The 21049-nt window shown below is 58.6% G+C and carries 22 protein-coding genes; 7 read left to right on the top strand and 15 right to left on the bottom strand.

Annotated elements, in window-relative coordinates; genetic code table 11:
* Positions 1-6: 6 nt before the first annotated feature.
* Positions 7-879, bottom strand: coding sequence for a substrate-binding periplasmic protein (locus OEU85_RS12710; protein ID WP_262691869.1), 873 nt, complete (start codon positions 877-879; stop codon positions 7-9).
* Positions 880-1018: 139 nt separating this feature from the next.
* Complete coding sequence (locus tag OEU85_RS12705; RefSeq protein WP_262691868.1) at positions 1019-1465, bottom strand: MarR family winged helix-turn-helix transcriptional regulator; 447 nt, start codon at positions 1463-1465, stop codon at positions 1019-1021.
* A 142-nt stretch (positions 1466-1607) separates the two neighbouring features.
* Here OEU85_RS12705 and OEU85_RS12700 point away from each other — a divergent pair, with 142 nt between their 5' ends.
* Together OEU85_RS12700 and OEU85_RS12695 are read left to right on the top strand one after the other, a co-directional pair.
* Positions 1608-2060, top strand: coding sequence for a VOC family protein (locus OEU85_RS12700; protein WP_262691867.1), 453 nt, complete (start codon positions 1608-1610; stop codon positions 2058-2060).
* Positions 2061-2111: 51 nt separating this feature from the next.
* Positions 2112-2549: an SRPBCC domain-containing protein gene (locus OEU85_RS12695; RefSeq protein ID WP_262691866.1), complete on the top strand. Its 438-nt coding sequence runs from the start codon at positions 2112-2114 to the stop codon at positions 2547-2549.
* Here OEU85_RS12695 and OEU85_RS12690 read toward each other — a convergent pair.
* Positions 2524-3237, bottom strand: coding sequence for a hypothetical protein (locus OEU85_RS12690; RefSeq protein WP_262691865.1), 714 nt, complete (start codon positions 3235-3237; stop codon positions 2524-2526). The genes OEU85_RS12695 and OEU85_RS12690 overlap by 26 nt on opposite strands.
* Positions 3238-3446: 209 nt before the next feature.
* Between OEU85_RS12690 and OEU85_RS12685 the strand changes: the two genes are divergently transcribed.
* From OEU85_RS12685 to OEU85_RS12675, 3 genes are all read left to right on the top strand, one after another.
* Positions 3447-4883, top strand: a complete 1437-nt coding sequence (locus tag OEU85_RS12685; protein WP_262691864.1) for an amidohydrolase — start codon at positions 3447-3449, stop codon at positions 4881-4883.
* Positions 4880-6145 carry an amidohydrolase family protein gene (locus tag OEU85_RS12680; protein ID WP_262691863.1) on the top strand — a complete coding sequence of 422 codons (1266 nt, stop codon included), beginning with the start codon at positions 4880-4882 and terminating at the stop codon, positions 6143-6145. The genes OEU85_RS12685 and OEU85_RS12680 overlap by 4 nt, the downstream gene beginning before the upstream one ends.
* A gap of 105 nt (positions 6146-6250) precedes the next feature.
* On the top strand, positions 6251-7309 hold the full coding sequence (locus tag OEU85_RS12675) for a serine hydrolase domain-containing protein (protein WP_262691862.1): 1059 nt from the start codon (positions 6251-6253) through the stop codon (positions 7307-7309).
* Here the strand turns inward: OEU85_RS12675 and OEU85_RS12670 are convergent.
* Together OEU85_RS12670 and OEU85_RS12665 are read right to left on the bottom strand one after the other, a co-directional pair.
* Positions 7306-8067, bottom strand: a complete 762-nt coding sequence (locus tag OEU85_RS12670) for an ABC transporter permease (protein WP_262691861.1) — start codon at positions 8065-8067, stop codon at positions 7306-7308. The genes OEU85_RS12675 and OEU85_RS12670 overlap by 4 nt on opposite strands.
* Positions 8064-8663 carry a ferric reductase-like transmembrane domain-containing protein gene (locus OEU85_RS12665; protein WP_262691860.1) on the bottom strand — a complete coding sequence of 200 codons (600 nt, stop codon included), beginning with the start codon at positions 8661-8663 and terminating at the stop codon, positions 8064-8066. The genes OEU85_RS12670 and OEU85_RS12665 overlap by 4 nt, the downstream gene beginning before the upstream one ends.
* Positions 8664-8754: 91 nt before the next feature.
* On the opposite strand from OEU85_RS12665, the gene OEU85_RS12660 reads away from it, so the two are divergent.
* Both OEU85_RS12660 and OEU85_RS12655 read left to right on the top strand, forming a co-directional pair.
* The gene (locus OEU85_RS12660) at positions 8755-9717 is read left to right on the top strand and encodes a GNAT family N-acetyltransferase (RefSeq protein ID WP_262691859.1); all 963 of its coding nucleotides are present in this window, start codon (positions 8755-8757) and stop codon (positions 9715-9717) included.
* 370 nt (positions 9718-10087) lie between these two features.
* The gene (locus OEU85_RS12655; protein WP_262691858.1) at positions 10088-10504 is read left to right on the top strand and encodes a hypothetical protein; all 417 of its coding nucleotides are present in this window, start codon (positions 10088-10090) and stop codon (positions 10502-10504) included.
* Here the strand turns inward: OEU85_RS12655 and OEU85_RS12650 are convergent.
* The 10 genes from OEU85_RS12650 to cpaB all read right to left on the bottom strand — a co-directional run bounded on the left by OEU85_RS12650 (position 10501) and on the right by cpaB (position 20995).
* On the bottom strand, positions 10501-10821 hold the full coding sequence (locus tag OEU85_RS12650; protein WP_262691857.1) for a hypothetical protein: 321 nt from the start codon (positions 10819-10821) through the stop codon (positions 10501-10503). The two genes, OEU85_RS12655 and OEU85_RS12650, sit on opposite strands and share 4 nt — an antisense overlap.
* A 3-nt stretch (positions 10822-10824) precedes the next feature.
* A complete protein-coding gene (locus OEU85_RS12645; RefSeq protein WP_262691856.1) occupies positions 10825-11265 on the bottom strand; it encodes a YybH family protein in 441 nt (146 codons plus the stop codon).
* Between the two features lie 14 nt (positions 11266-11279).
* The gene (locus OEU85_RS12640; RefSeq protein ID WP_262691854.1) at positions 11280-12179 is read right to left on the bottom strand and encodes a hydrogen peroxide-inducible genes activator; all 900 of its coding nucleotides are present in this window, start codon (positions 12177-12179) and stop codon (positions 11280-11282) included.
* Positions 12180-13035: 856 nt separating this feature from the next.
* Positions 13036-14019: a type II secretion system F family protein gene (locus OEU85_RS12635; RefSeq protein WP_262691853.1), complete on the bottom strand. Its 984-nt coding sequence runs from the start codon at positions 14017-14019 to the stop codon at positions 13036-13038.
* A 2-nt stretch (positions 14020-14021) separates the two neighbouring features.
* Positions 14022-15011: a type II secretion system F family protein gene (locus OEU85_RS12630; RefSeq protein WP_262691852.1), complete on the bottom strand. Its 990-nt coding sequence runs from the start codon at positions 15009-15011 to the stop codon at positions 14022-14024.
* Positions 15004-16686, bottom strand: a complete 1683-nt coding sequence (locus OEU85_RS12625) for a CpaF family protein (RefSeq protein ID WP_262691851.1) — start codon at positions 16684-16686, stop codon at positions 15004-15006. The genes OEU85_RS12630 and OEU85_RS12625 overlap by 8 nt, the downstream gene beginning before the upstream one ends.
* 14 nt (positions 16687-16700) lie before the next feature.
* A complete protein-coding gene (locus tag OEU85_RS12620; RefSeq protein WP_262691850.1) occupies positions 16701-17921 on the bottom strand; it encodes an AAA family ATPase in 1221 nt (406 codons plus the stop codon).
* 9 nt (positions 17922-17930) lie between these two features.
* Positions 17931-18641: a CpaD family pilus assembly protein gene (locus OEU85_RS12615; RefSeq protein WP_262691849.1), complete on the bottom strand. Its 711-nt coding sequence runs from the start codon at positions 18639-18641 to the stop codon at positions 17931-17933.
* A 15-nt stretch (positions 18642-18656) separates the two neighbouring features.
* Positions 18657-20096, bottom strand: coding sequence for a type II and III secretion system protein family protein (locus tag OEU85_RS12610; RefSeq protein WP_262691848.1), 1440 nt, complete (start codon positions 20094-20096; stop codon positions 18657-18659).
* Positions 20093-20995, bottom strand: coding sequence for a Flp pilus assembly protein CpaB (gene cpaB / locus OEU85_RS12605; protein WP_262691847.1), 903 nt, complete (start codon positions 20993-20995; stop codon positions 20093-20095). The genes OEU85_RS12610 and cpaB overlap by 4 nt, the downstream gene beginning before the upstream one ends.
* Positions 20996-21049 lie beyond the last annotated feature (54 nt).

The following is a 21049-nucleotide window of genomic DNA, read 5'->3' as shown; positions in this document are numbered from 1 at the left end:
GCGGTTTTAGCGAGCGTGCGCGGTGGGGGCGTCAGGCTTGCTGCTTACATCGTCGATCGCCGGCGACGTGCTGAGAAGGGGGTAGCGCAATATGTATTCCTCGGGCACGTAGTGGGCAATAATGCTTTTATAGACGGGGCTGTGCTGAAACGCCCTGATGGCATGGTCGATACTCTCAATTGTGGCGGTGCTGACGGATTTCCGGCTCAGCATAAAATGGGTGAGGCTATCGTTCACCGGATTGACGTGGGCATCGACCTGGTCAATGACACCCAGCTTCAGCAGCAGGGCATGACCGTTGAATATGTCATCAATGACGACGTCAACCCGGTCGGCAAGCAAGGCCCGGTAAAGGTTTTCATAGTCAACTGATTGTAAAACCCGGTTGCGAAAATCTTTGCTTTGCTCAAACAGGCGGGCATATTCATAACCATACCAACTGCCAAGGTGTGCACCCACACGCAGGTTTGATGTCGGGACGTCGGAGATACGTTTCAGCCTCCTGGCGGCCTCATTTTCCTTCCGCATGAACATGACAATCATTTCACGCCGGTACGCCTGGCTGAAATAGGCGTATCTTTCCCGTTCCGGCGTGATGGATGCGCCCATGGCAGCATCCGCAAGGCCAGCCCTGAGAGCGGACAGGGAGCGTTTGAGCGGCATTTTTGTGTAGCGCCACTGGCACCCTGCCGTGGTTAGCACATTTTCCAGAATTTCCACATCTAGGCCAGTGAGCGTTCCGTCATCTTTCTCATAATGATAGGGGGCGGAGTTGAAATAAACGACATTCAAAACCGCATCGCATGCCAGCAAGGGAGCATATGAACCAAAGGCAAAAATGCCTGACAATGCTATAATTTTGAGGGCCGTAGACGCCACTATATCACCTCACACAGAACGGAAGTGTGCCACAGCTCTCCGGTTTCCACGAGCTAAAAAGCCGGTTTCTCCGCAGGTTGGCAACAACGACATCATCAACGCCTGCGTCAGGCCGGTTGGTGCGACGGGGAATGAGAGATTATGACAATTGCACCAGATTGCAGCGCAGGCGTTCGGCATCCGGTGTGCCGATGAGGTCTTCCGCACGCTCATGCGCGGACTGCCATGTAGGGAAAGCTTCCTTCAGGAGGCGCCGCCCTTCGTCTGTGAGAGAGAGGCAGCGGCTGCGCTTGTCCTTCGGATGAGGAGATACTTTCATCAGCCCGCGCCGTTCAAGCGGCTTGATGTTGGCGGTGAGCGTGGTGCGGTCCATGGCCAGAAGCTGGGCGACCGAGCCGATGGACGGGGCATCCGGCCGGTTGAGCGACATAAGAAGCGAGAACTGGCCGCTGGTCAGCCCGTGAGGCCTGAGCGCGTCATCAAAATGGCGGGCCATGGCGCGCGCTGCGCGCTGCAAATGCATGCAAAGGCAACTGTCGCGGACCAAATGGGTAATCTCAAGCGGTAAAAAATCTTCTTTTGACATGAGCTGATTATGTTGATATCAAGCTTTTTGTCAAGTAGGTTGATATCAACATATATGAAACATCGTGATGTGGATATGCGACATATTCACGTACGGGTAACGCCCGAGTTTATGACAAAGCGAAGGACCAGAGGACAAGCACATGAAACTGAATCCTTATCTGAATTTTGACGGCAATTGCCGTGAGGCCATGGTGTTTTACCATAGCTGCCTTGGTGGCGAGATTGCCTTCATCGTCACCTATGCCGACATGCCGCCGGGTGAAGACGGCCCGCCGGAGGAAGGATGCGCTGGCGCTGAATTCGATATGGAAAAAATGGGCAGCCTGATCGCACATATGCGGCTTGAAGTTGGCGATGTGGTCATCATGGCATCCGACTGCCCGCCCGGCGCTTATGAACAGGCGGCAGGCACCACATGCGCGCTCCAGGCGGACAGCATGGAAGAAGCCCAACGCATTTTTGATGCGCTCTCGCAAGGCGGGCAGGTGTTCATGCCTTTTGGTCCAACATCCTGGGCCGAGGCATTCGGCATGTTCAAGGACAAATTCGGCATCCCCTGGATGGTGAACTTCGAGGGCCGCAAAGCAGCCTGACGAGGCAAGGCTGCTGGCGGTGTGTCGGCAGCCTTTCTTGGGGGAGGGGATATGCAACAGCAAAACGACTTGAGTCTCGGGATGGAGAGGTACTTCGGTGCAACGCCCGCACAGGTTTTTGCGGCGTGGGTCGACCCGCGCGCCAAGGCAGCATGGTTTGCAAAGGATGCCCGTGTCGGTATTGGCGGCACCGGTTTCAGGGAAGGTGGGCAGGAAACGCTGATCTGCCTTGAGAACGGCCGGGCCTTTCTTCTTGAGCTGACCTACAACAGGATTATTGAGGCAGAATATATCGCTTATCGCTGCGATACCTATGTGGCGGGCAGGCTGGTTTCCATTTCAACGGTCACCGTTACCTTTGGCGCGTGCGGGGCAGGCACGCACATGTGTGTGTATGAGGATGTCGTGCCCGTGATAGGGCAGAAGGTGGTGCGTGAAGGCGAGCCACGGACCCTCTCGGTTGCTAGGGCAGCAGCAGGATCTTGCTGAAGCGATAGACGTATAAGTCGCCCCGGTCGACGATCTCGATCTGGTAAAAGATATCGCTGCCATCCACGTCCCGCCAATCCTTCAGGACAAAGGACATGGGGTGCGGGCCGTCGGGCTCCTGCACTGTGAGGTGGAAACCCAACATGGTCTTGAGCCTTTCATCAAAATAATACTCAAGCGTCGCGCCAGCGTGGGTCTGCCCAGACACCTTGAAGGCCGGGCGGCCTTCAAACTCCACCTCTTCCACATTGGGGCTGTAGGTTGCCAGCTCAAGGGTTGGATATAACACCCGCCGGTGAAACTGGTGCCCGCGCACATAGGCCGCCATGACGGGTGCAAGCTGTTTAACCGTGCCGTCCGGGCTTGTGTAATGAATGTCGCCGTTTGTTTCCGAATAGACCGAGGTGCCGCCCTCGCGGATCAGCGTGAAGGTGGCATTACCGAGGCCCGCCTCGGTGACGGCGCCGCGCACGATGGTTTCATACGCCACGTCTCCCACGGTCACATCGGCGTGGGCCTCGATTGTGCCCAGGTCCGGCTTGAGCTTGTCCCAGCCATGCGCCTGCGCTGCCGCCGCGAAAAGTGCCTCTGGTGTTGGCAGGTCCGCAGGTTGTGCGCTTACGGCCGAACTTGTGGCAAAGACTCCTGAAAACAGCATCAGTAGATATGCAAAAGCCCGGTTTCTCATTGTTTTTCCCCGCCAAGATTCATGCCTGTTCCCTAGTATATCCTTTCAGGCGGCGAAGGAAAGCAAGCGCAATAATCCTTTTGTCGCAGTTTATGCACGGCTCGTCGCAGCCGGTGGCGGGGGTGAGGCTTTTTGATGACTCGAATTAGATCGGCTGTTAGGCTCGCCGCGCTAAACGCCTTTAGGGGGCGAAAAAGGGAGAATAATCAATGAGGACGAAACGCTCGCGGACCAGTTTGGTCCAGCGCGGGTTGGCCGTGGCAGCAATGGGGCTTTCGCTTGCTGCCTGTCAACCCGGTGGAGAGGAACAGGGCGACTTTGTTGAACTCAACAAAGATCCGTTTCCATCCAGCTACACACCGCTTGAAAGCGGCACCACATTCATCACCAACGCAACTGTGCTCGACGGCAAGGGGGGCCGCATCGATGGCGGTTCCGTGCTGGTTCAGGATGGTAAAATCACCGCTGTTGGCAAGGATATCGCAGCACCGGACGGCGCCAAGGTAATTGACGCGGGTGGGCGTTGGGTTACCCCTGGCATCATCGATGTGCACAGCCACTTGGGTGTTTATCCAAGCCCGGGCGTGCAGTCGCTTTCCGACGGTAACGAAGTGGGCGAACCTGTAACGGCCGACGCGTGGGTTGAACACTCAAACTGGCCACAGGACTCCGGCTTCCTGCGCGCGGCAGCGGGCGGCATCACGTCGCTTCAGCTTCTGCCGGGGTCTGCCAACCTTGTTGGTGGCCGCTCGGTTACACTCAAGAACGTGCCTGGCCGCGTGGCGCAGGACATGAAGTTTCCCGGCGCGCCTTACGGCATGAAAATGGCGTGTGGCGAAAACCCGAAACGGGTTTACGGCAGCGGCAAAAACAGCATTGAGTATCGCCCGCACACCCGCATGGGCAACGTGGCTGGTTACCGTCAGGCATGGGCAGACGCTCAGGCTTATAACCGCGCATGGCAGAAGTATGAACGGGACTATAAGGCCGGGCTTGACGCCAAGCCACCAGCCCGCGACCTGAACCTTGAAACGCTTGCCGGCGTGCTCAACGGGGAAATCCTCGTGCACATGCACTGCTACCGTGCCGATGACATGGGCACCATGCTCGACGTCATGAAAGAGTTCGGGTATCAGATCACCTCGTTCCAGCATGCGGTTGAAAGCTATAAAATCGCTGACAAGCTGGCTGAGAACAACGTGTGCAGCGCCATGTGGGCCGACTGGTACGGCTTCAAGATGGAAGCGTATGACGGTATCCGCGAAAATATCCCGTTTGTGCACAAGGCAGGGGCCTGTGCCATCGTGCACTCGGATGACCCCTACGGCATCCAGCGCCTCAATCAGGAAGCTGCCAAGGCGCTTGCTGATGGCCGCAAGGCAGGCGTGGATATCTCCAAGGCCGAAGCGTGGCAGTGGCTGTCGCTGAACCCTGCAAAATCGCTCGGCATTGCTGACAAGACCGGCTCGCTTGACGTGGGCAAGGACGCAGACATCGTACTGTGGTCCGGCGATCCATTCAGCGTTTACACCAAGGCGGACATGACCTTTGTGGATGGGGCTGTAACCTTTGACCGCAATGATCCCGCGCGTCAGGGTGTGATGGACTTCGAGCTTGGCCAACCCGGTGAAGGAGACGTGAAATGAGCATCATGAAAACGCTTATGGGCGCTTCCCTCCTCGCGATCACAGCAGTGGGCGCAAGCGCTGAAGATGTTGCCATCACTGGCGGTACAGCCTTCACGATGGGCGGCAAGGGCAAGGTGGAAAACGCCACCGTGCTGATCCATGATGGCAAGGTACAGTCGGTTACATCCGGCGGTGAGGTACCAGCGGGTTACCGCACGGTAGATGCCAGCGGCAAGTGGGTGACCACGGGCTTCATGGCATCGGGCACCAACCTTGGCCTGATGGAAGTGGGGCTTTCGGGCGGCATCAATGATGCCCGCGCGTCCGACGCCAAAAACAGCATCGGCCTTGAAGTCAGCTATGCCTTCAACCCGGCGACGACCTTCATCCCGAATACGCGGATCGAAGGGGTGACCCGCGCGGTGACAGGCTTCAGTGCCTCGAAGGACATGTGGCGTGGCCAAAGTGCGGTTATCGCGCTGGCCGGTGACAATATGATCGTCAAGGAACATGCCGTGCTCAGCATCGACATGGACGAGGGTTCGGCCGAGAAGAACGGCGACAGCCGTGCCGCCCTTTGGGACATGGTGATTACCAAGCTTGAGGAATCTCGCCCCGGTGCCGATGACGACAACAAGGACGACGCCAAGAAAGACAAAAAGCCCAAGTATGACAGCGCCAAAGCAGCGCTTGACCGGCTTTTTGCAGGCGAAATGCCGCTGCTTGTGGAAGTTGAGCGCAAAGCAGACATCCTGAATGTCATCAAGCTGAAGGAACGCTTTGGCATTGATGTGGTGCTGACATCTGCCGCTGAAGCGTGGATGGTCGCGGACGAGCTTGCCGCAGCCGGTATCCCGGTTGTGATGAACCCGACCCGCAACCTGCCGGAAGACTTCGACAGCCTTGGCACAACAGGTGCGGCGGCCGCGCGTCTTCATGCGGCTGGGGTGAAAGTGGCGTTCCTGCCACCTGACACCAACAACACCCGCCTTGTGGTGCAAAACGCGGGCAACGCCGTTGCCATGGGCATGCCGTGGGAGGCCGCTGTTGACGCCATGACCGTCAACCCGGCTGAAATCTTCGGCATTGCCGACAGCTACGGCACGCTTGAAGCGGGCAAGGACGCCGATGTCGTGGTGTGGAACGGTGACCCGCTTGAATTGATGACAAGCCCCGACGCGGTCTTCATCCGCGGCGAGGAAGTACCGCTTGTCAGCCGCCAGACCAAGCTGCGCGACCGCTATATCGACCTGCCGCGTTCCCCTGCTTACGTGAAGTAACAGGGACGTATGCTGTGCGTTATTGAATGACTGGAAGCCGGGGCCTTGTGTCCCGGCTTTTTCATAACAATAATCATCACGACAAATAGACAGGGAGGTCGCGCCATGCGCTCCATCATTATTTCAGTTGTCATGGGAATAACCTTGCTCGGCCCGTCAGCGCTGCGCGCATCCGACTGGACACCAACCAGTAAGGAAGCACAGGCCGAACTGGGACAGGCGGATGTCGCGCTCTACAAAGTCGGTGCCTTGGGCAAGGAGGAAAGTTTTGGCCAGGGAGCGCTTAAATCCACCACGCCGCTTCGTATTGCAAGCGTAACAAAAACTTATGTGGCGGCCACTGCGCTCAGGCTATGGGAAGAGGACAAGCTGGAGTTGGGCGTCCCCATCGCGTGTTATATCGACCCGGCTTTCGCCACGATAATAGCCGAAGACGGCTATGATGCGGACGAGATTACCGTCAGGCATCTGATGTCGCACACATCCGGCATGGCGGACCATGCGCAAACACAAACCTTCTTCGATACCATCATCAAAGACCCTACCCATGCATGGACACGGGAAGAAGACCTGCGCGGCCTTGTGGACTGGACGGAACCCAAGGGTAAACCGGGGGAGCGTTTTTCCTACTCAGATACCGGTTATATCCTGCTTGGCCATATCATTGAGCGCCAGACCGGTATGACGCTGGCCGCAGCGGTGCGGCAGCATCTTGGCCTTGATGCCATCGGCTTGCCGGACACCTATTGGGAAATCATGGAAAAGGGGGAGGGCATCGCCAACCGCCGCGCGCACCAGATGCTCAATGGCTTGGATACCTTCGGCTGGAGCGCGTCGCTCGACCTTTATGGTGGTGGCGGTATCGTCAGTTCCCCGCGTGATATGGCGCGTTTCTTTCAGGCGCTGTTCTCAGGCAAGGTGTTTAAAAAGCCCGGTACGCTCGAGGTGATGCTGTCTCCCCAAGGCCTGCCATCTGGCAGCCCTTACCGCCTTGGTGTCTTCGTCAAGGAACATGATGGAACCACCTATTACGAGCACTCTGGCTTCTGGGGCACGCTCGCCATCTATAACCCGGCGACCGGGGTGGCTCTTTCGGGTTCTGTGACGGACAAGACCCATTTCCCTGCGATGCGCGCCGCGCTTTTGGCCGCGCTACAAAACTAGGCAGGGGGTCCGGCGTCGCCGGGCCTTTGTTCCTCAGCCGCGGGTTTAAGCAGGCCAAGCCTTGACTTCATCAGCAAGAGGAACAGGCTGGCGGAAAGCCCCGCGGACGCAAACATCATGCACATCACCATGATCTGATAGCGCGCGGCGACCAGTGGCGAAACGCCGGAGAGTATCTGCCCCGTCATCATGCCGGGCAGGGACACCAGGCCGACAGCGAAAAGTGAGTTGGTAATGGGGATCAGCGAGGCCCTGAGCGCGGTGCCGCGTGCGGCCTGGTAGTCGCCGCCGCGCCTGGCCTCCGCCTCAAAACGCTCCGCCGCCAGGCTGATGCTGTTCATGGACGACGCGAAGATCATCCCCGCGAGCGGGATGACGTACCGTGGCTCAAACGCCGGCTCAAGCGACAACACGCCCTGGGTGACAAGCAGGAGCACGCTGCCGCCGCCAACAAGGATGGCGGCCAGCGCACGGGGGTAAAGCTGCGCGCGCGGCAGGTTGCTGGTCCGCAGCGCAATCCAACTGGCAACCAGCATCATGAAGGCAAGTACCGCAAGCACAATGCCGGGGTGCGAGGCGTCAAAAATATAAACCAGCACATACCCGATAACGGTGAGCTGCAGCAACATACGGCCAAAGGCATAGAGCGTTTCCCGCCCGACAGTTGACCACCGGTAAAGGACAGCAATCACCACAGCGGCAGGCAGGAAAGCCAGCGCAAGGGCCGCAAGGCTTATCTCAGCAACGCCATCCGTCATGCTGCCTTTTTACGCTTTCCTTTTTGGTGAGCCGCGATGCGCAGGCCAAGGGCAACCAACCCCAGTATGGGTACCCACGTATGTCCGGGTTCCGGCCCGAAGCTTGCCACGCGCCCCAGTGACGTGACCACAAAGATCAACCAGATATAATAGCTGCCCACCTTGTGCAGGCGCTTCCAGCGTTTGGCGCCCAGCTTGCGCACGGAGGCGTTGTTACTGGTCAGCGCCATCAAGCCAAGGAACAGGTAGGCAAGGCCGCCGACCATCAGTTCCGGTATGCCGCGTGAGGCCTCCGTGAGCGCGAGGTTCGATAGCACAATGCCGCCGTGGACAAAATGCACCAGCGCGAAGGAAAGCCCGATATAGCGCCGGTTGCGCATCAGGAATTTGGGCCCCGGCCCCGGTGCCAGCCGGGCAAGGGCAGACGCAGTGAAAGCAAAGAAAAACAGCACAAAACCCATCTGCGCTGTTGGGCTCATGATGTAGGGGAGTGCTGCGACATAACTGCCGGCAGCCTCAATCTGGCTATAGATATAGCCAAACAGGATCAGGGCTACGGGAATGAAAAGTCGTTTCCCTTCAATCCATTTTGTCACCGACAGCCCCTTTCTGCGATTGCCTTCACCCGTAAACACTGGAATAGTTTCACAAAATTCCGGTGCGTCAAAATAAATTGAGAGCGAGACAATGACGATAGAATTGCGGCCAATCGCGGACGAGGACATCGAAGCCTATTTCCACCTGATGAATGACGAGAGCGTCGCGATCATGGCGGGCACGGTGCCGCACCCCGTCACGCTTGAGTGGGCGCGCGAGCGTATTGTCACCCGCCGCAAACAGGAAGAAGAGGGCGCATTGGCCCAGCGCGGCCTGTTCCGCGACGGCGAGCTTGTGGGCGACGTCAGCTATTTCTTCCGCGACGGGGATATCGAGATCGGCTATGCCATCGGCAAGGCGCATCGGGGGCAGGGGTTGGCGACCATCGCCGCCCGGTTGGGGGTTGAACTGGTGCGCGACCATGGCCTTGTCGGCCCCATCCATGCGGGATATGCGCAGGATAATCCGGCCTCGGGCCGGGTATTGGAGAAGGTTGGCTTCATTCACACTGGCGAGGGCATGGGCACTTCCATGGGCCGCGGCGGTGATATGCCGCTCTACAAAACCATCTACCGCGACGACATTCGCCTGCGTCCGCATAAGGCGGAAGATTTTGAAATACTGCACGGTTTCGTCGATGATGACGCCTTGTATCAGGCGGGAGGCGGCGCGCGTGACGAGAGCGCCGGAGCCATGCAAAAGCGCATCGAGGGCTATATCGACAAGGGCGCGCTTTTTAACGTTATCCAGTATGAAGGTGCGGTAGCCGGTTATCTAGGGGCCTATGCCCGTGACGGAAAATGGGAGGTCAGCTACTGGCTTGGGCCAGACTTTCGCGGTAAGGGGCTGGCTGAACGAGCGCTCAGCGCATGGCTCATGGATGCGCCCCCGTTTGAGGGCGGGTTATATGCCCGGGTGGCGAAGGACCACGCGGCATCGGTGCGTGTGCTTGAGAAATGTGAGTTCGAGCGCATGGGCGAGGACACCTATCATTCCCCGCATCGCGGCGAAGATGTTGGGGAATGGATCTACCGCTCCACCCATGATCGGTAATTTCGATCACAATCAGAATGTCAATCAATTGGATTGATACGCTCCGGCGTGCCATCTTTTCCTTATCGCGTTTAGGGAACGATACGCTGCATCTTGGCTAACCCTCTGCTGCCGTTCCAGTGAAATCCAGGGTGCTATGAGTTGCGTAGAAAAAGCGGGATCGCTTCCCATTTCCTTCCTCGCTGTCCTTCGGGACGCCTGCCCGCCGCCACGCCGTGTCCTCCTAACTCACGGTGGCGGCGGGTTTTTGTATGTTTTCTTGAGGGCTGCTGCTTTCTCGCTTGTCCTGAAAGCGGGGGTGCATAAATGAAGGGTGCCATCGTCTTGGGGCTGGGGGCGGTGAGCGCGTCATTTTGTACAGGGAGCAAACATGACCGGAGGTAACCTAAGCGGCCGTATTCAGCGGATGCTCGCGATGCTGAATGCCGGGGAGTTCATGCCGGTCTTTGATGAATTTTACCGTCACAACGCCCGTTTTTACGAAAACGAGTTCCTGTTTGCCGAAAGTGCGGGGGAAGCGCGGGAACGCCAGGCCAACTTTATCGAAACCTGCGATCAGTTCACGGGCAATATCGAACTGGTTCACACCGACCTTGGGCGCGGCATCACGGTTTTTTATAATCGCAGCAGTTATGAGCATGCCGACTATGGCAGCGGCAAGGTCAACGGCGTGCATGTGCTTTACTGGCAGGGCGATATGATTGCGCGGGAGGAGTATTTCTCCGGCGACCGGGTGGAGGAAATGCTCAAGTTCTGGCGGCTTGTCGGTCGGTCCGCTGGACGCTAGTCCGAGGTTCGATATGCCAGTGCGATACCGCCATCTGCAGTGGGCAGGCCCACACCGGTACAGGCTGTGCGCCCCTCAGATTGCCATGTCAGCGCAAAAATCTCGCCGTGATGCTTTATGGTGAGATCGAACGTGGCGAGAGGGGCGCCATCCGCCCCGAAATATGTCACGTTGTAGCTGCCGTCAAAACCGCTTGCCGGGCCGCCGGTGGCCAACCCTTTGCAGGCCGTATCCATGCCGGCTTCAAACCACGATGCCTCAAGCGTGCCGGGGGTCATGCCCGGCGTATAGATACAGACCCCAAAATCGCTGGGCACTGATTATTCTTCCACTTTCAGGCTGTTCCACATGTCGTGCTGGATACGCCAGACACCTCCGGTCTTGCGCCATGTAATGAGATAGGCGCCCCTGAAGGGATATTCCTTGCCATCGGCGTCGGCGCTCGCTCCTTCAAAATAACCGATATCTGCTGCGATGGTGCCGTCGATGATCAGTTCCTGCGAGGTGATCTCATGGCGCACCGGTTTGCGTTTGGCGCCGCTGCGCGGTGTCCAGTATTGACGGATTAGCGGTTCGCCCGCCTTGATGGCCTGGTTGGTGGGGACTATGCGGGCGTCTGGGGTATAGATGGCGACATAGGCGGCTGAAAACGACCGGGATTGCGCCATGATGGCGGACCGGTCATGTAGTTCTTTGTCTGCCTGCGCCGCGCCCGGCAAGGATATAAAGCCGATGATCAGCGCAAGAAACAGCGGTTTCATTTTTTTGCTCTCCGTTAATGCGGATGCATGACATCCTTGATGACATTGCCAAGGGCTTCAAACGTTTTGGCGCGCGGGTTGGTTTTGCGCCAGATAAGCCCGATGGTACGCGTGGGGATCATGTCCTTGAACGGTACCACCTGCACACCGGCGCCATCTGCCAACCCTGCGTCAACGGCCATGCCCGGCAGTAGCGTGATGCCGTGGCCAGCCGCAACCATCTGCACGATGGTGTTGAGGCTGGTGCCCGCAAGCTCGCGTCGTGCCCCGCGCCCCAAAAGCTGGCAGGCTGCCAGCGCGTGGTCCCGCAGGCAGTGCCCTTCTTCCAGCAGCATCAGGCGGCTTTCATCCAGCTCCGTTGTATCGATACCGTCCTCGGGCGCTTCACCTGCGGGATAAGCCACCATGAAGCGGTCATGAAACAGCGGCATTTCCGCCACGTCCCCGCACGCGAAAGGCAGGGCAAACAAGACAAGGTCCAACTCGCCAGAGCGTACGAGCTCGCACAGTTCGGCCGATTTGTCTTCTCGCAGGTGCAGTTCAAGGTCCGGCAACTTTTCCCGGATACGCGGCATGATCTTGGGCAGCAGGAAGGGGGCTATGGTTGGAATAATGCCAAGCCGCACGATGCCCTTGAGCGGGTCCTTCGCCGACGATGCCATATCTGTCAGGTCGTCCACGTCATTGAGGATAACCGTCGCGCGCCGCACCATTTCCTCGCCGAGGGCGGTGAACATCACACTGCGTTTGGTGCGTTCCACAAGCTGTGTACCCAACAGGTTTTCCAGCTCCTGCAGGCCTGCCGACAGGGTCGATTGCGTGACATGACAGGCATCTGCCGCCTTGCCGAAATGGTTGGTGCGATGCAGGGCCACAAGATAACGCAGCTGTTTCAGGGTGGGGGGGAAGCTCATCGAATTATCCGATTACAAAATGCAGTTCTATTTGTTGGATCGATGCTAAGGCAAGCGGCATAGTCGGGGCAACAGAAAATACGACGGGCGTTGCCCCTATGCAGAATATGACGCAACCCCGCTGCACAAGGCCCGACCTTGTGCGGCATACGGCGGTCGCCCCCGGCAATCCAATCCCCCTTGGTATGCCCGGTCGGGGGTGACCTGCCGATGCCAGAGGAAGGCGATGCCAGAGGAAGACGAATCCAGGCGGGGCCGATGCCAGGCTGGGCAGGCGCTAAAACGGATGGATTGTATTCCGATAAAAAATTCAGGCCGCTGCCTGATTCTCGTCACAATTCAGCGGTCTGGTAGAGGCGGTTCTGATCAAGGTCGGGCCGCCTTTCCTTTTGTTCCCGTGTTTTTAGTGTCGTGTTTTGGGGGCATGTTCTGTGCCAAGGCTGCGCATATGTGTGCGAGATATGTGCCGAATGTGTGCGGGGGCCAGGCAAAAAAATGGCCGGGTAAATACCCGGCCCGAGTCACGACAGCGAGGATAGTGCGGCGGCAGTCACGCACACCGCAATAGGAGTGAGCACAAACGAGTTGTGCCCTCTCGCACCTCTAAGAAACCAAATATCGGCCTCGCGGTCAATGCCTGTCTGATCACATTCCACCAAATCCCTGAAAAATAGCCAAAAAATGCCGCTGCAGCGCAACAAAATGCGCGATTTTCCGGCGTCATGCACACTAGGTTTAGCGTTCTTTGAACACACATTCATGTTGCGCGCGGGGTGATTCGCTACGTTTTGATGACACCGCAGTGATTCCCATCGAATTCCCGCAGTGACACCGGATCCCCGCAGTGACACTGGGGTCAGCCTTTGCCGATGAAATCATCAGCCACCTTGCAGGCGGCCGGGCCGATCAGTACAACGAAGAGCGAAGGCAGGATAAAAAGGATCAGCGGCACGGTCAGGGTCGCGGGCAGGCGCGCGGCTTTTTCCTCGGCTTTCATCAGGCGTTCGTTCCTGAACTCGGCCGATAAAACACGGAGGGATGAGGCGAGTGGTGTCCCGTACCGCTCGCTCTGGATCAGGGTGGTGACGACACCCCTGAGCGCCGGCAGGTCCACCCGTTCCGACAGGTTGATCAGCGCTTGGCGACGTTCCGGCAGGAAGCCAAGCTCGATCGCGGTCAGCGAAAATTCGTCCGCGAGCTCCGGGTAGGCGCGGCCCAGCTCCTTGGCGACACGGTTGAGCGCGGCATCAAGCGTCAGGCCCGCTTCGGCGCACACAACCAAGAGGTCGAGCGCATCGGGCAGGCCCTTCCTGAGCGCGTCCGTGCGTTTTTGCTTGATGTTAGCAATATATATATCCGGCAGCTTGAGGCCGAGGAAAACCGCGACGGCAGAATAGATCGGATGCATGCGCTCATGCTCTGGCAGGAAATTCAGGCCATAGAACATAATGACGGCGACAAGCCCCATCAGAAGCGGGAGCGTCAGCCGCGCCACCTGATAAATCACCACCGCGTCGGAGGACCGGAGCCCGGCCTGCATCAGTTTTTGTGAAACCTTGGCCGTTTGTTCCTTTTGCAGAAGCTGGAATCGCTCGGCCAGCGAGCGCATGGCGCTGACACCGTCAACACGTTTGACCGGCGACCGGCGCTTGGAGGTGGTCATCAGGCCCGCCTTCAGCGCGTCGCGGCGGTTCTGCAGGTTTTTCACCCGCCCTTTCATCGGGTCCCGCACCAGCGCCGTCTGGTACACGGCAACCATCACAAGCAGCGCCACCAGCCCGGCCGCGAAGGACAAAAGGTCAATAACCGCTATGCCAATCATGTCTTCAATAGCCTGCATGGCTACACCTCAAACTTGATCATGCGGGACATGATGAAAACGCCAAGCATCATCCAGACAAGCGCGACCGTGCCCGCCATCATGGCCTTGGGTTCGGTAAAGAGGATGATGCCATAGTCGTAGTTCATGATCATGATGACGCCGAGCATGATGAACGGCAGCGATCCCACAATCCATGCGCTGGCCTTGGCTTCGGACGACATGGCTTTGATCTTCAGCTTCATCGCCTGCCGTTGCCTCAGGATATTGGCCAGGTTGCCAAGAGTTTCGCCAAGGTTGCCACCGGTTTCGCGCTGCACGACAAGCGAGATGACAAAAAACTTGAAGTCAGGCGTGTCAAGCCGGTCGGCGGTTTCCCACAGCGCTTCTTCAAGTTGTTTGCCAAGGCGCATGGCGTCGGTGATCTTGCGGAATTCAAGCCCTGTGGGGGCGGGCAGCTCCTTGCCCACATTGGCGATACATTCGTTTACCGGCAGGCCGGATTTTAGGCCACGGACCATCAGGTCCATGGCTTCAGGGAATTGTTTGGTGAACTTGTTTTTACGCGCGGTAATGCGGTTAGAGACCCACATATGCGGCAGGCCAATGCCGACAATCACACCCAGCGCCAGTGCCATGACAAAGCTTGCCCCCAAGAGGAACATGGTGACGGCAGTGAACAGGGCAATCCCCAGCGCGATGGTGGTATAACGCGAGAGGTCTACCTCGAACCCGGCCTGCGACAGGCGTTTTTTTACCTGGTCGCGGCGCGGCAACAGTTCAGACAAACTGGCTGCCAGCCCGGATTGTTGCTGGTTGACCCGGATGGAACGCGCGCCTTCACCTTTGAGGGCGGTTTTCCGGTCAAACCGCGCCTTGAAGCGGTCAAGCTTTTGGCGGGTCTCCTTGCGGCCCTTGCTGAGTGCGCTCGAGAGCACGATCAGCGCCAGTAGCACCAGAAACAGACCAAAGCCACCGGCCAGCAGAATAACATCGAGGTTTGCACTAGCCATTCATCGCCTCCATCAGCGCGCGTTCCAGCCCAAAATATTCTGCCTTGGTAAGAAAGTGCGGCCGTACCCCGGTGGAGTTGAAGCTGCCGACAAGGCGGCCGCTTTCGTCTTCGCCGGTGAATTCATATTTGAACAGGTCCTGCGTGGTGATCACGTCGCCTTCCATGCCCACAACCTCGGTCACATGGGTGGTGCGGCGGCCACCATCGCGCATGCGCTGAACTTGTACAATAAGGTCGAGCGAGGAGGATATCTGTTCGCGGATGGCTTTCGCGGGGAGGTGCAGGCCTGCCATATTGACCATATTTTCAAGCCGGGTCAGCGCCTCGCGCGGACGGTTGGCGTGCACAGTGCCCATGGAACCGTCATGGCCGGTGTTCATGGCCTGCAGCATGTCGATGGCCTCACCACCCCTGATCTCTCCAAGGATAATGCGGTCAGGGCGCATGCGCAGGGCGTTCTTCACAAGGTCGCGCATGTCAATCTCGCCCTGGCCCTCAAGGTTGGCCGGGCGGGTTTCAAGGCGCACAACATGCGGCTGTTGCAATTGCAGCTCCGCCGCGTCCTCGATGGTGACGACACGCTCGCCCTTGTCGATCATGCGGCTGAGTGCATTCAGCATGGTGGTTTTACCCGAGCCTGTACCGCCCGAAATCAGGATGTTCAGGCGGCAGGCACCCGCGATTTTAAGCAGCTTGGCCAGGGGCGGCGTGATTGAGCCAAACTCAAGCATCTTGTCGAGTGTGATTTTGTCCTGGGTGAATTTCCGGATGGAAATGGACGCGCCGTCAATCGCCAGCGGCGGTGCGATCACGTTCACGCGGCTGCCGTCGGCCAGCCGGGCGTCACAGATGGGCGAACTTTCGTCAACCCGCCGGCCAACTGCGGTCACGATACGCTGCGCCACATTCATCAGGTGCTGATTGTCGCGAAAGTGCACGTCGGTCAGGATCAGCTTGCCCTTTTTCTCCACATAGACCTGCTTGGGGCCATTGACCATGATGTCGGAGATGGCGTCATCGGCGAGAAGGGGCTCAAGGGGCCCAAGGCCCAGCATGTCGTCCAGCAGCAGGGAGACAAGGTCACGCTGCTCTGTCAGGTTCAGGTTGATCTTTTCCTGCACCAGCAACTCACCCACCACTTCGCCCACCTGATCGGCCAGCTCGGCGCGCGGCAACTCGGATGCAGCCGTCGGGTCGATGTGTTCCATCAGCAATACCTGAATACGGTCCCGCGCTTCAAAGAGGGTCTGTTTATTCTGGTCTTTTTTGGCTGGTGCGCTGTCGGCGCTGTCCCCGATGGGGCCAATGGCGTCTTCCGCCTCATTGAGAAGATAGGTCGCTAGGTCTTTCTTCTCTTGTGGGTTCAGGCTCTCGCCCTCGTTTACCAACATCTCGTCGATAAGGGTTTCAATTTTCCTGATCACCTCACCTTTGGTGGCCATGCGCAACTCATCGGCGGTGAAGTGGCTTTTGAGTGCTTCTTCCCCCAACTCGGCAAGGCGGTCCACCAGCTCTGGCGCCGGGCTGTCAGCCTGCTCGTTGGCCGCTGACGCGAGGGGGCTTGTTGCAGGGTCAAGCGCGGGTACCGCGTTACCGCGGCCAAAACCACCGCCGAAACCACCCGTCTGGCGTTTTAAACCCTGTTTGCGTTTGCCAAAGCCTGACGCTTTCATTCCTCAGATCATCCTTACCGGCTGAAAAGCTTACCGAACCAAGATTTTGTCGCCTTGCCGATGCTGTCATCGGAGGTCACTGCCCGCAGAAGGTCGAGATAAGACAGCGAAACCCGGGCGGACGGGGCGTCATCAGCGATGACCGTACCCCTTTGGGTGGCGGTCATCATGGCTTTCACATCGAACGGTATCTTGACATCAACCGCATGCTCGATGGAGTTTTCGAAGTCCTTTTCGTCCACTTCACTGGGGACCATGCCCACCTTGTTCGCTGCCACGTAGATGTCTGCCTCGGGGGCGATCTGTTTGATGTGCGCGAGCAGCCGGATGCAATCCCGCGCGGCGGTCAGCGAAAAATCTGTCACCACAACGATATCGGTGGCGGAGCGCAGCACATCCACATGAGTGCCAAGAAGCTGGCGCGGTACGTCTACCACTACACAGTCGAAGTTTTCGCCCAGGGCGTCGACAAGTTGTTCCAGCGCGCCTTCCGCCGGGTCGCTCATGCCGCCAATGGGGGCTTCGCAGCCGAGGATGGAGAGGTTTTCATGCGGTTTGACCACCGCGCGTTCCAGGAACAGGCCATCAACCCGGCGTGGGTTATCCAGCGCGTCTGAAAGCCCGCGTCCGGGTTCAAGGTCAAATTGCATGGCCGATGTGCCGAAAAACAGATCAAGGTCCAGAAGCGCTGTCTTTTTGCCCTGATCGGCAAAGAGCCACGACAGGTTCGCCACCATGGTGCTGGTGCCAATACCGCCACGCACCCCAACACACACAAGTTGGCGGGTGTCGCCTTTGGGCGCGGTGTCGTCGACTTCCTCATCCGCAAACATTGCTTCTTCCGCAGTGCGGATGGCGTCGCGCAGGACGTCAGCGGTCAACGGCTTGACAAGATAGTCATGCACACCGGCGTGCAGCAGGTCGCGGTACAGGGTTACGTCATTGAGTGTGCCCAGCGCCAGCACAACAGTGCCGGGTTCGCATACATCGGCAAGGGACTGCATGTCGGCGCGGGGATCTTCGCTTTCGGACAGGTCAACGATCAGGAATTCAGGGCAGGGCATGCCGCCAAGAGCGCGTACGGCGGACGCCACGCCCCCAGAGAAGATCATATCCGGGTTCCAGTCCCGCTCGCTTATCACCGGCAGGAGGATCTGTGAGGAGATTTCATCACAGACAAAGGCGGCATAGGTTTCACGGGTGCCGGTTGCGGTAATGTTGGATGTTGCGATCATGCCACGCTCCTATTTGTTGCTGCCCGCAGGCGGCGTATTGCGCCCGAGCGGAACCTGCTGTGTGGCGCCAGGCATGCCGTCAATGGACAGGGTCATGCTGGGGCCTGCGGGTTTAACAACCGGTGTGTAGATCGCGCCGACCGCAGCGGCGGTCGAATTGCCGCGATGTTGACCTGCGATCAGGTCGCGGGGGTCAGCGACCATCAGGCCGAGGTTGGCTGTGTTGCTACAGCCAAAATAGGCGCTCGCATTGTTGCGCGTATTGTTCGTTGGTTCATTGGGCCACTGACCACACGCGGGCGGGGTGACGAGGTAGCGTTCGACATAAAGGGCGATGTTGCCGCCTTCCGGTGTTTCACCAAGCGGCGCTTCGCCCCCATACACAAGGCCGCGCTTGCGTAGCGTCTGGGCAATGGCATCGCGGCGCCCCGCCGTGCTGGCACTATCCAGCATAATGATATCGCCGTGGCCCGCACCCACGCTTTGCAGGAACGCCTGCAGCGATGCCGCAGTGCCAGCGGACAGGGTGTCTGTGCCGTCGTCTTCTGCTTCAATCGTATAGGCTAGGCGCACAAGCGTAACGGTGTTGCGCGTCACTGTCTCGCCCACCACCGGGTTGGCGATGCTGTCGTGCATGCAGGCGGCGGTGGACATCAGCGTCAGACCCAACAGGGCAGGTTTGAACGCTTTTGCGACAATATATTGTGACAGGTGCATCATGGTTCTTGCCTTTCCTTAGTCCAGCTGGAAGCCGGCGCGTTTCTTCAGGGAAGCGCCTTCAGCGGTATCAAGCGTGGCGGCGGCCTCGGCCTCGGTGGGCACCCAGCGTTTTCCGTTCAGGAACCGGTCCATATCCCCCGGCGCGACGTAGCGGTCTGTGGGCAGGACCATTTTGCGGTCTGACACCGGCTGCACGATGTAAGGCGTGACAACGATAAGCAGTTCGGTTTCCTCACGGCGGAACTTCTCGGAACGGAACAGCGCGCCCAGGATCGGGATATCACCAAGCCCGGGGAATTTGTCGGCGTCCTGCACCACATTGTTCTGCAACAGCCCCGCGATGGCGAAAGACTGGCCCGAGCCCAGCTCGATGGTTGTCTCTGCGCGGCGGGTGCTGATGGACGGGATACTGATACCCTCGACACGGATGGCGCCCGCGCTGGACAGATCGCTTACTTCCGGTTTTACGTGCATGGAGATGCGGCCGGTATTCATGACCGTTGGGGTGAAATCAAGCTTCACGCCAAATTCGCGGTATTCGATACCGATACCGTCGCGGGTGGGCACGGGGATCGGGAATTCACCACCCGCCAGGAAATTTGCCGTCTGGCCGGTGAGGGCTGTCAGGTTTGGCTCTGCCAGTACCCGCAGGAAACCTTCACGATCCATCGCATCGATCGCCCAGTTGATATCAAGGCCGCTGCCGCCGATATTGCCAACAAGGCTGGAGGCATCTGTGACTGAATTAAACACCCGCGTCGGCAGGTTGGTTGCTTCATGAAGAATGACATCCGCCACGTTGCGGGTTTGCAGCAGGCCAAAAACCGAGCTGCCGCTGGAGGCAAAACCCTCCCACGATACGCCCAGTTGCTTGAGCACAGTGCGCGAAACCTCGGCAATGCGTACCCGCAGGTTTACTTGTGTGGGCTGGGTTACATTGATGCTGTTGAGCACGTCCTGCGTGCCGAGCACGGTGTGGGCAAGCCGTTCCGCCAGGGCAGCCTCATCGGGGCCGCCCACGCTGCCTTGCAGCACGATCAACTGACCAACGGTGGTTACCTCGATGGGCACGCCGGGCAGCATACGGTCGTAGGCGGACCGCAGCGCGCCCAGGTTGCGGGTGACATGAACTGTGGCGCCATAGACCGTGCGGTCATTTTCATCCAGCGCGTAAAAGGTCGTTTCGCCCTGACCTTTCCCGAAGATATAGACCACGCGGGAGGACTTGACCTGTACATCGGCAACCTCGGGGTTGGCGATGAAGATTTCCGTGGCCGGGCGGTCGAGGCGAATGAGAGTGCCCTTGCCGACTTCAACGGTGAGGCTTTTGCCCTCCGCATTCATGACGTGGGCACCCGAGACGGTATTCAGCCCGGACGCACTGGCCAGCGGGGTCATGCCCAGGGCAAGGCCAAACAAGACGGCTTTGACGATATACGATACATTGAACATCATTTGTTCCCGTCCTCTTTCACGTCCTCAAGCGCCACGAAGGTGCTGTTGCCGCCCCGGGTGACACGCACGGAAGTACCGTCCTTGTCTTCAACCTCAAGGGATGGCAGGAATTTGCTGATCTCATTGCCCATGGTGTGGCTCAGTGTGTTGCCAACCGGCGGGCTGTCAGGGTTTGCAAGCAGGGTATCCCCGCCCGAGGCAAGGCTCCTGAGGCTCAGGGACAAGGCGCCGATACTTTCCAGCATCGCCACTTTTTCAGCCATTTTTGGCGTCACCTCTAGGGTCGCGGTTTTGGCAACGCGTACCTCATCACCCACGGCAGCACTGCGCTGGTCAACGCCCAGTACCCGCACGTTCTGAAACACGGTTTCTGCGATGTTGAAGCGCTCGGTGCGCGATTTTTCCACCGCGTGGGTCAGGATCACATCCACGCGGTCGCCGGGAAAAACAAAGCCACCGATGCCGGATGTCGGGGAAAGTTGCACCGTGATCGCACGCATACCGGGGGTGAGGATTGCGGCCAGAAAGCCCCGTTCACCCTGGCTGACGAGGGAGGAGCGTGTGACAGGGTCACCGGCCGAGAGCGGGCTGCGCACCACCTGGCCTGAGAGACCCTTGGGGGTGGCCGGGTCTTCGTCACCACGTTTGCGCGACGTGTAATAGGCCTCATTCACCCCGCTTTCGGGCCAGGCCTGCCATGTCAGATCTTCCGGCTTGACGATGGTGCCAACGCGAAGGTCGCGTGCGGCGACCATAACCTTGCTGGCGTCAATCTGCTTGACAGCCACCTGAGCTGTCTGGGTGTTTTCAATGCCGCTCAGGTAGCTGCGTGTCAGCATGACAACCGCAAAAACACCGACGGCGGCGAGGACGATTAAGATCAAACTCTTGGGGTTCATTTGGCCCCTCCCGGCTTCCAAGTTGCCTGTCCGGTGGCGCGTTTGGCGCGAGAC

The organism is Kordiimonas aestuarii, assembly GCF_025574465.1.
In the GTDB taxonomy this organism is placed as follows: domain Bacteria; phylum Pseudomonadota; class Alphaproteobacteria; order Sphingomonadales; family Kordiimonadaceae; genus Kordiimonas; species Kordiimonas aestuarii.
Note: the sequence above shows the minus strand (reverse complement) of the source record. Positions and strands in the feature narration are given on the sequence as shown.

Coding starts and splice junctions, on each gene's coding strand:
- OEU85_RS12680 (WP_262691863.1), top strand. CDS start 4,880: ATGAGCATCATGAAAACGCTTATGGGCGCTTCCCTCCTCGCGATCACA.
- OEU85_RS12675 (WP_262691862.1), top strand. CDS start 6,251: ATGCGCTCCATCATTATTTCAGTTGTCATGGGAATAACCTTGCTCGGC.
- OEU85_RS12635 (WP_262691853.1), bottom strand. CDS start 14,019: ATGCAGGCTATTGAAGACATGATTGGCATAGCGGTTATTGACCTTTTG.
- OEU85_RS12670 (WP_262691861.1), bottom strand. CDS start 8,067: ATGACGGATGGCGTTGCTGAGATAAGCCTTGCGGCCCTTGCGCTGGCT.
- cpaB (WP_262691847.1), bottom strand. CDS start 20,995: ATGAACCCCAAGAGTTTGATCTTAATCGTCCTCGCCGCCGTCGGTGTT.
- OEU85_RS12620 (WP_262691850.1), bottom strand. CDS start 17,921: ATGATCGCAACATCCAACATTACCGCAACCGGCACCCGTGAAACCTAT.
- OEU85_RS12640 (WP_262691854.1), bottom strand. CDS start 12,179: ATGAGCTTCCCCCCCACCCTGAAACAGCTGCGTTATCTTGTGGCCCTG.
- OEU85_RS12615 (WP_262691849.1), bottom strand. CDS start 18,641: ATGATGCACCTGTCACAATATATTGTCGCAAAAGCGTTCAAACCTGCC.
- OEU85_RS12690 (WP_262691865.1), bottom strand. CDS start 3,237: ATGAGAAACCGGGCTTTTGCATATCTACTGATGCTGTTTTCAGGAGTC.
- OEU85_RS12685 (WP_262691864.1), top strand. CDS start 3,447: ATGAGGACGAAACGCTCGCGGACCAGTTTGGTCCAGCGCGGGTTGGCC.
- OEU85_RS12655 (WP_262691858.1), top strand. CDS start 10,088: ATGACCGGAGGTAACCTAAGCGGCCGTATTCAGCGGATGCTCGCGATG.
- OEU85_RS12610 (WP_262691848.1), bottom strand. CDS start 20,096: ATGATGTTCAATGTATCGTATATCGTCAAAGCCGTCTTGTTTGGCCTT.
- OEU85_RS12705 (WP_262691868.1), bottom strand. CDS start 1,465: ATGTCAAAAGAAGATTTTTTACCGCTTGAGATTACCCATTTGGTCCGC.
- OEU85_RS12695 (WP_262691866.1), top strand. CDS start 2,112: ATGCAACAGCAAAACGACTTGAGTCTCGGGATGGAGAGGTACTTCGGT.
- OEU85_RS12700 (WP_262691867.1), top strand. CDS start 1,608: ATGAAACTGAATCCTTATCTGAATTTTGACGGCAATTGCCGTGAGGCC.
- OEU85_RS12630 (WP_262691852.1), bottom strand. CDS start 15,011: ATGGCTAGTGCAAACCTCGATGTTATTCTGCTGGCCGGTGGCTTTGGT.
- OEU85_RS12645 (WP_262691856.1), bottom strand. CDS start 11,265: ATGAAACCGCTGTTTCTTGCGCTGATCATCGGCTTTATATCCTTGCCG.
- OEU85_RS12625 (WP_262691851.1), bottom strand. CDS start 16,686: ATGAAAGCGTCAGGCTTTGGCAAACGCAAACAGGGTTTAAAACGCCAG.
- OEU85_RS12660 (WP_262691859.1), top strand. CDS start 8,755: ATGACGATAGAATTGCGGCCAATCGCGGACGAGGACATCGAAGCCTAT.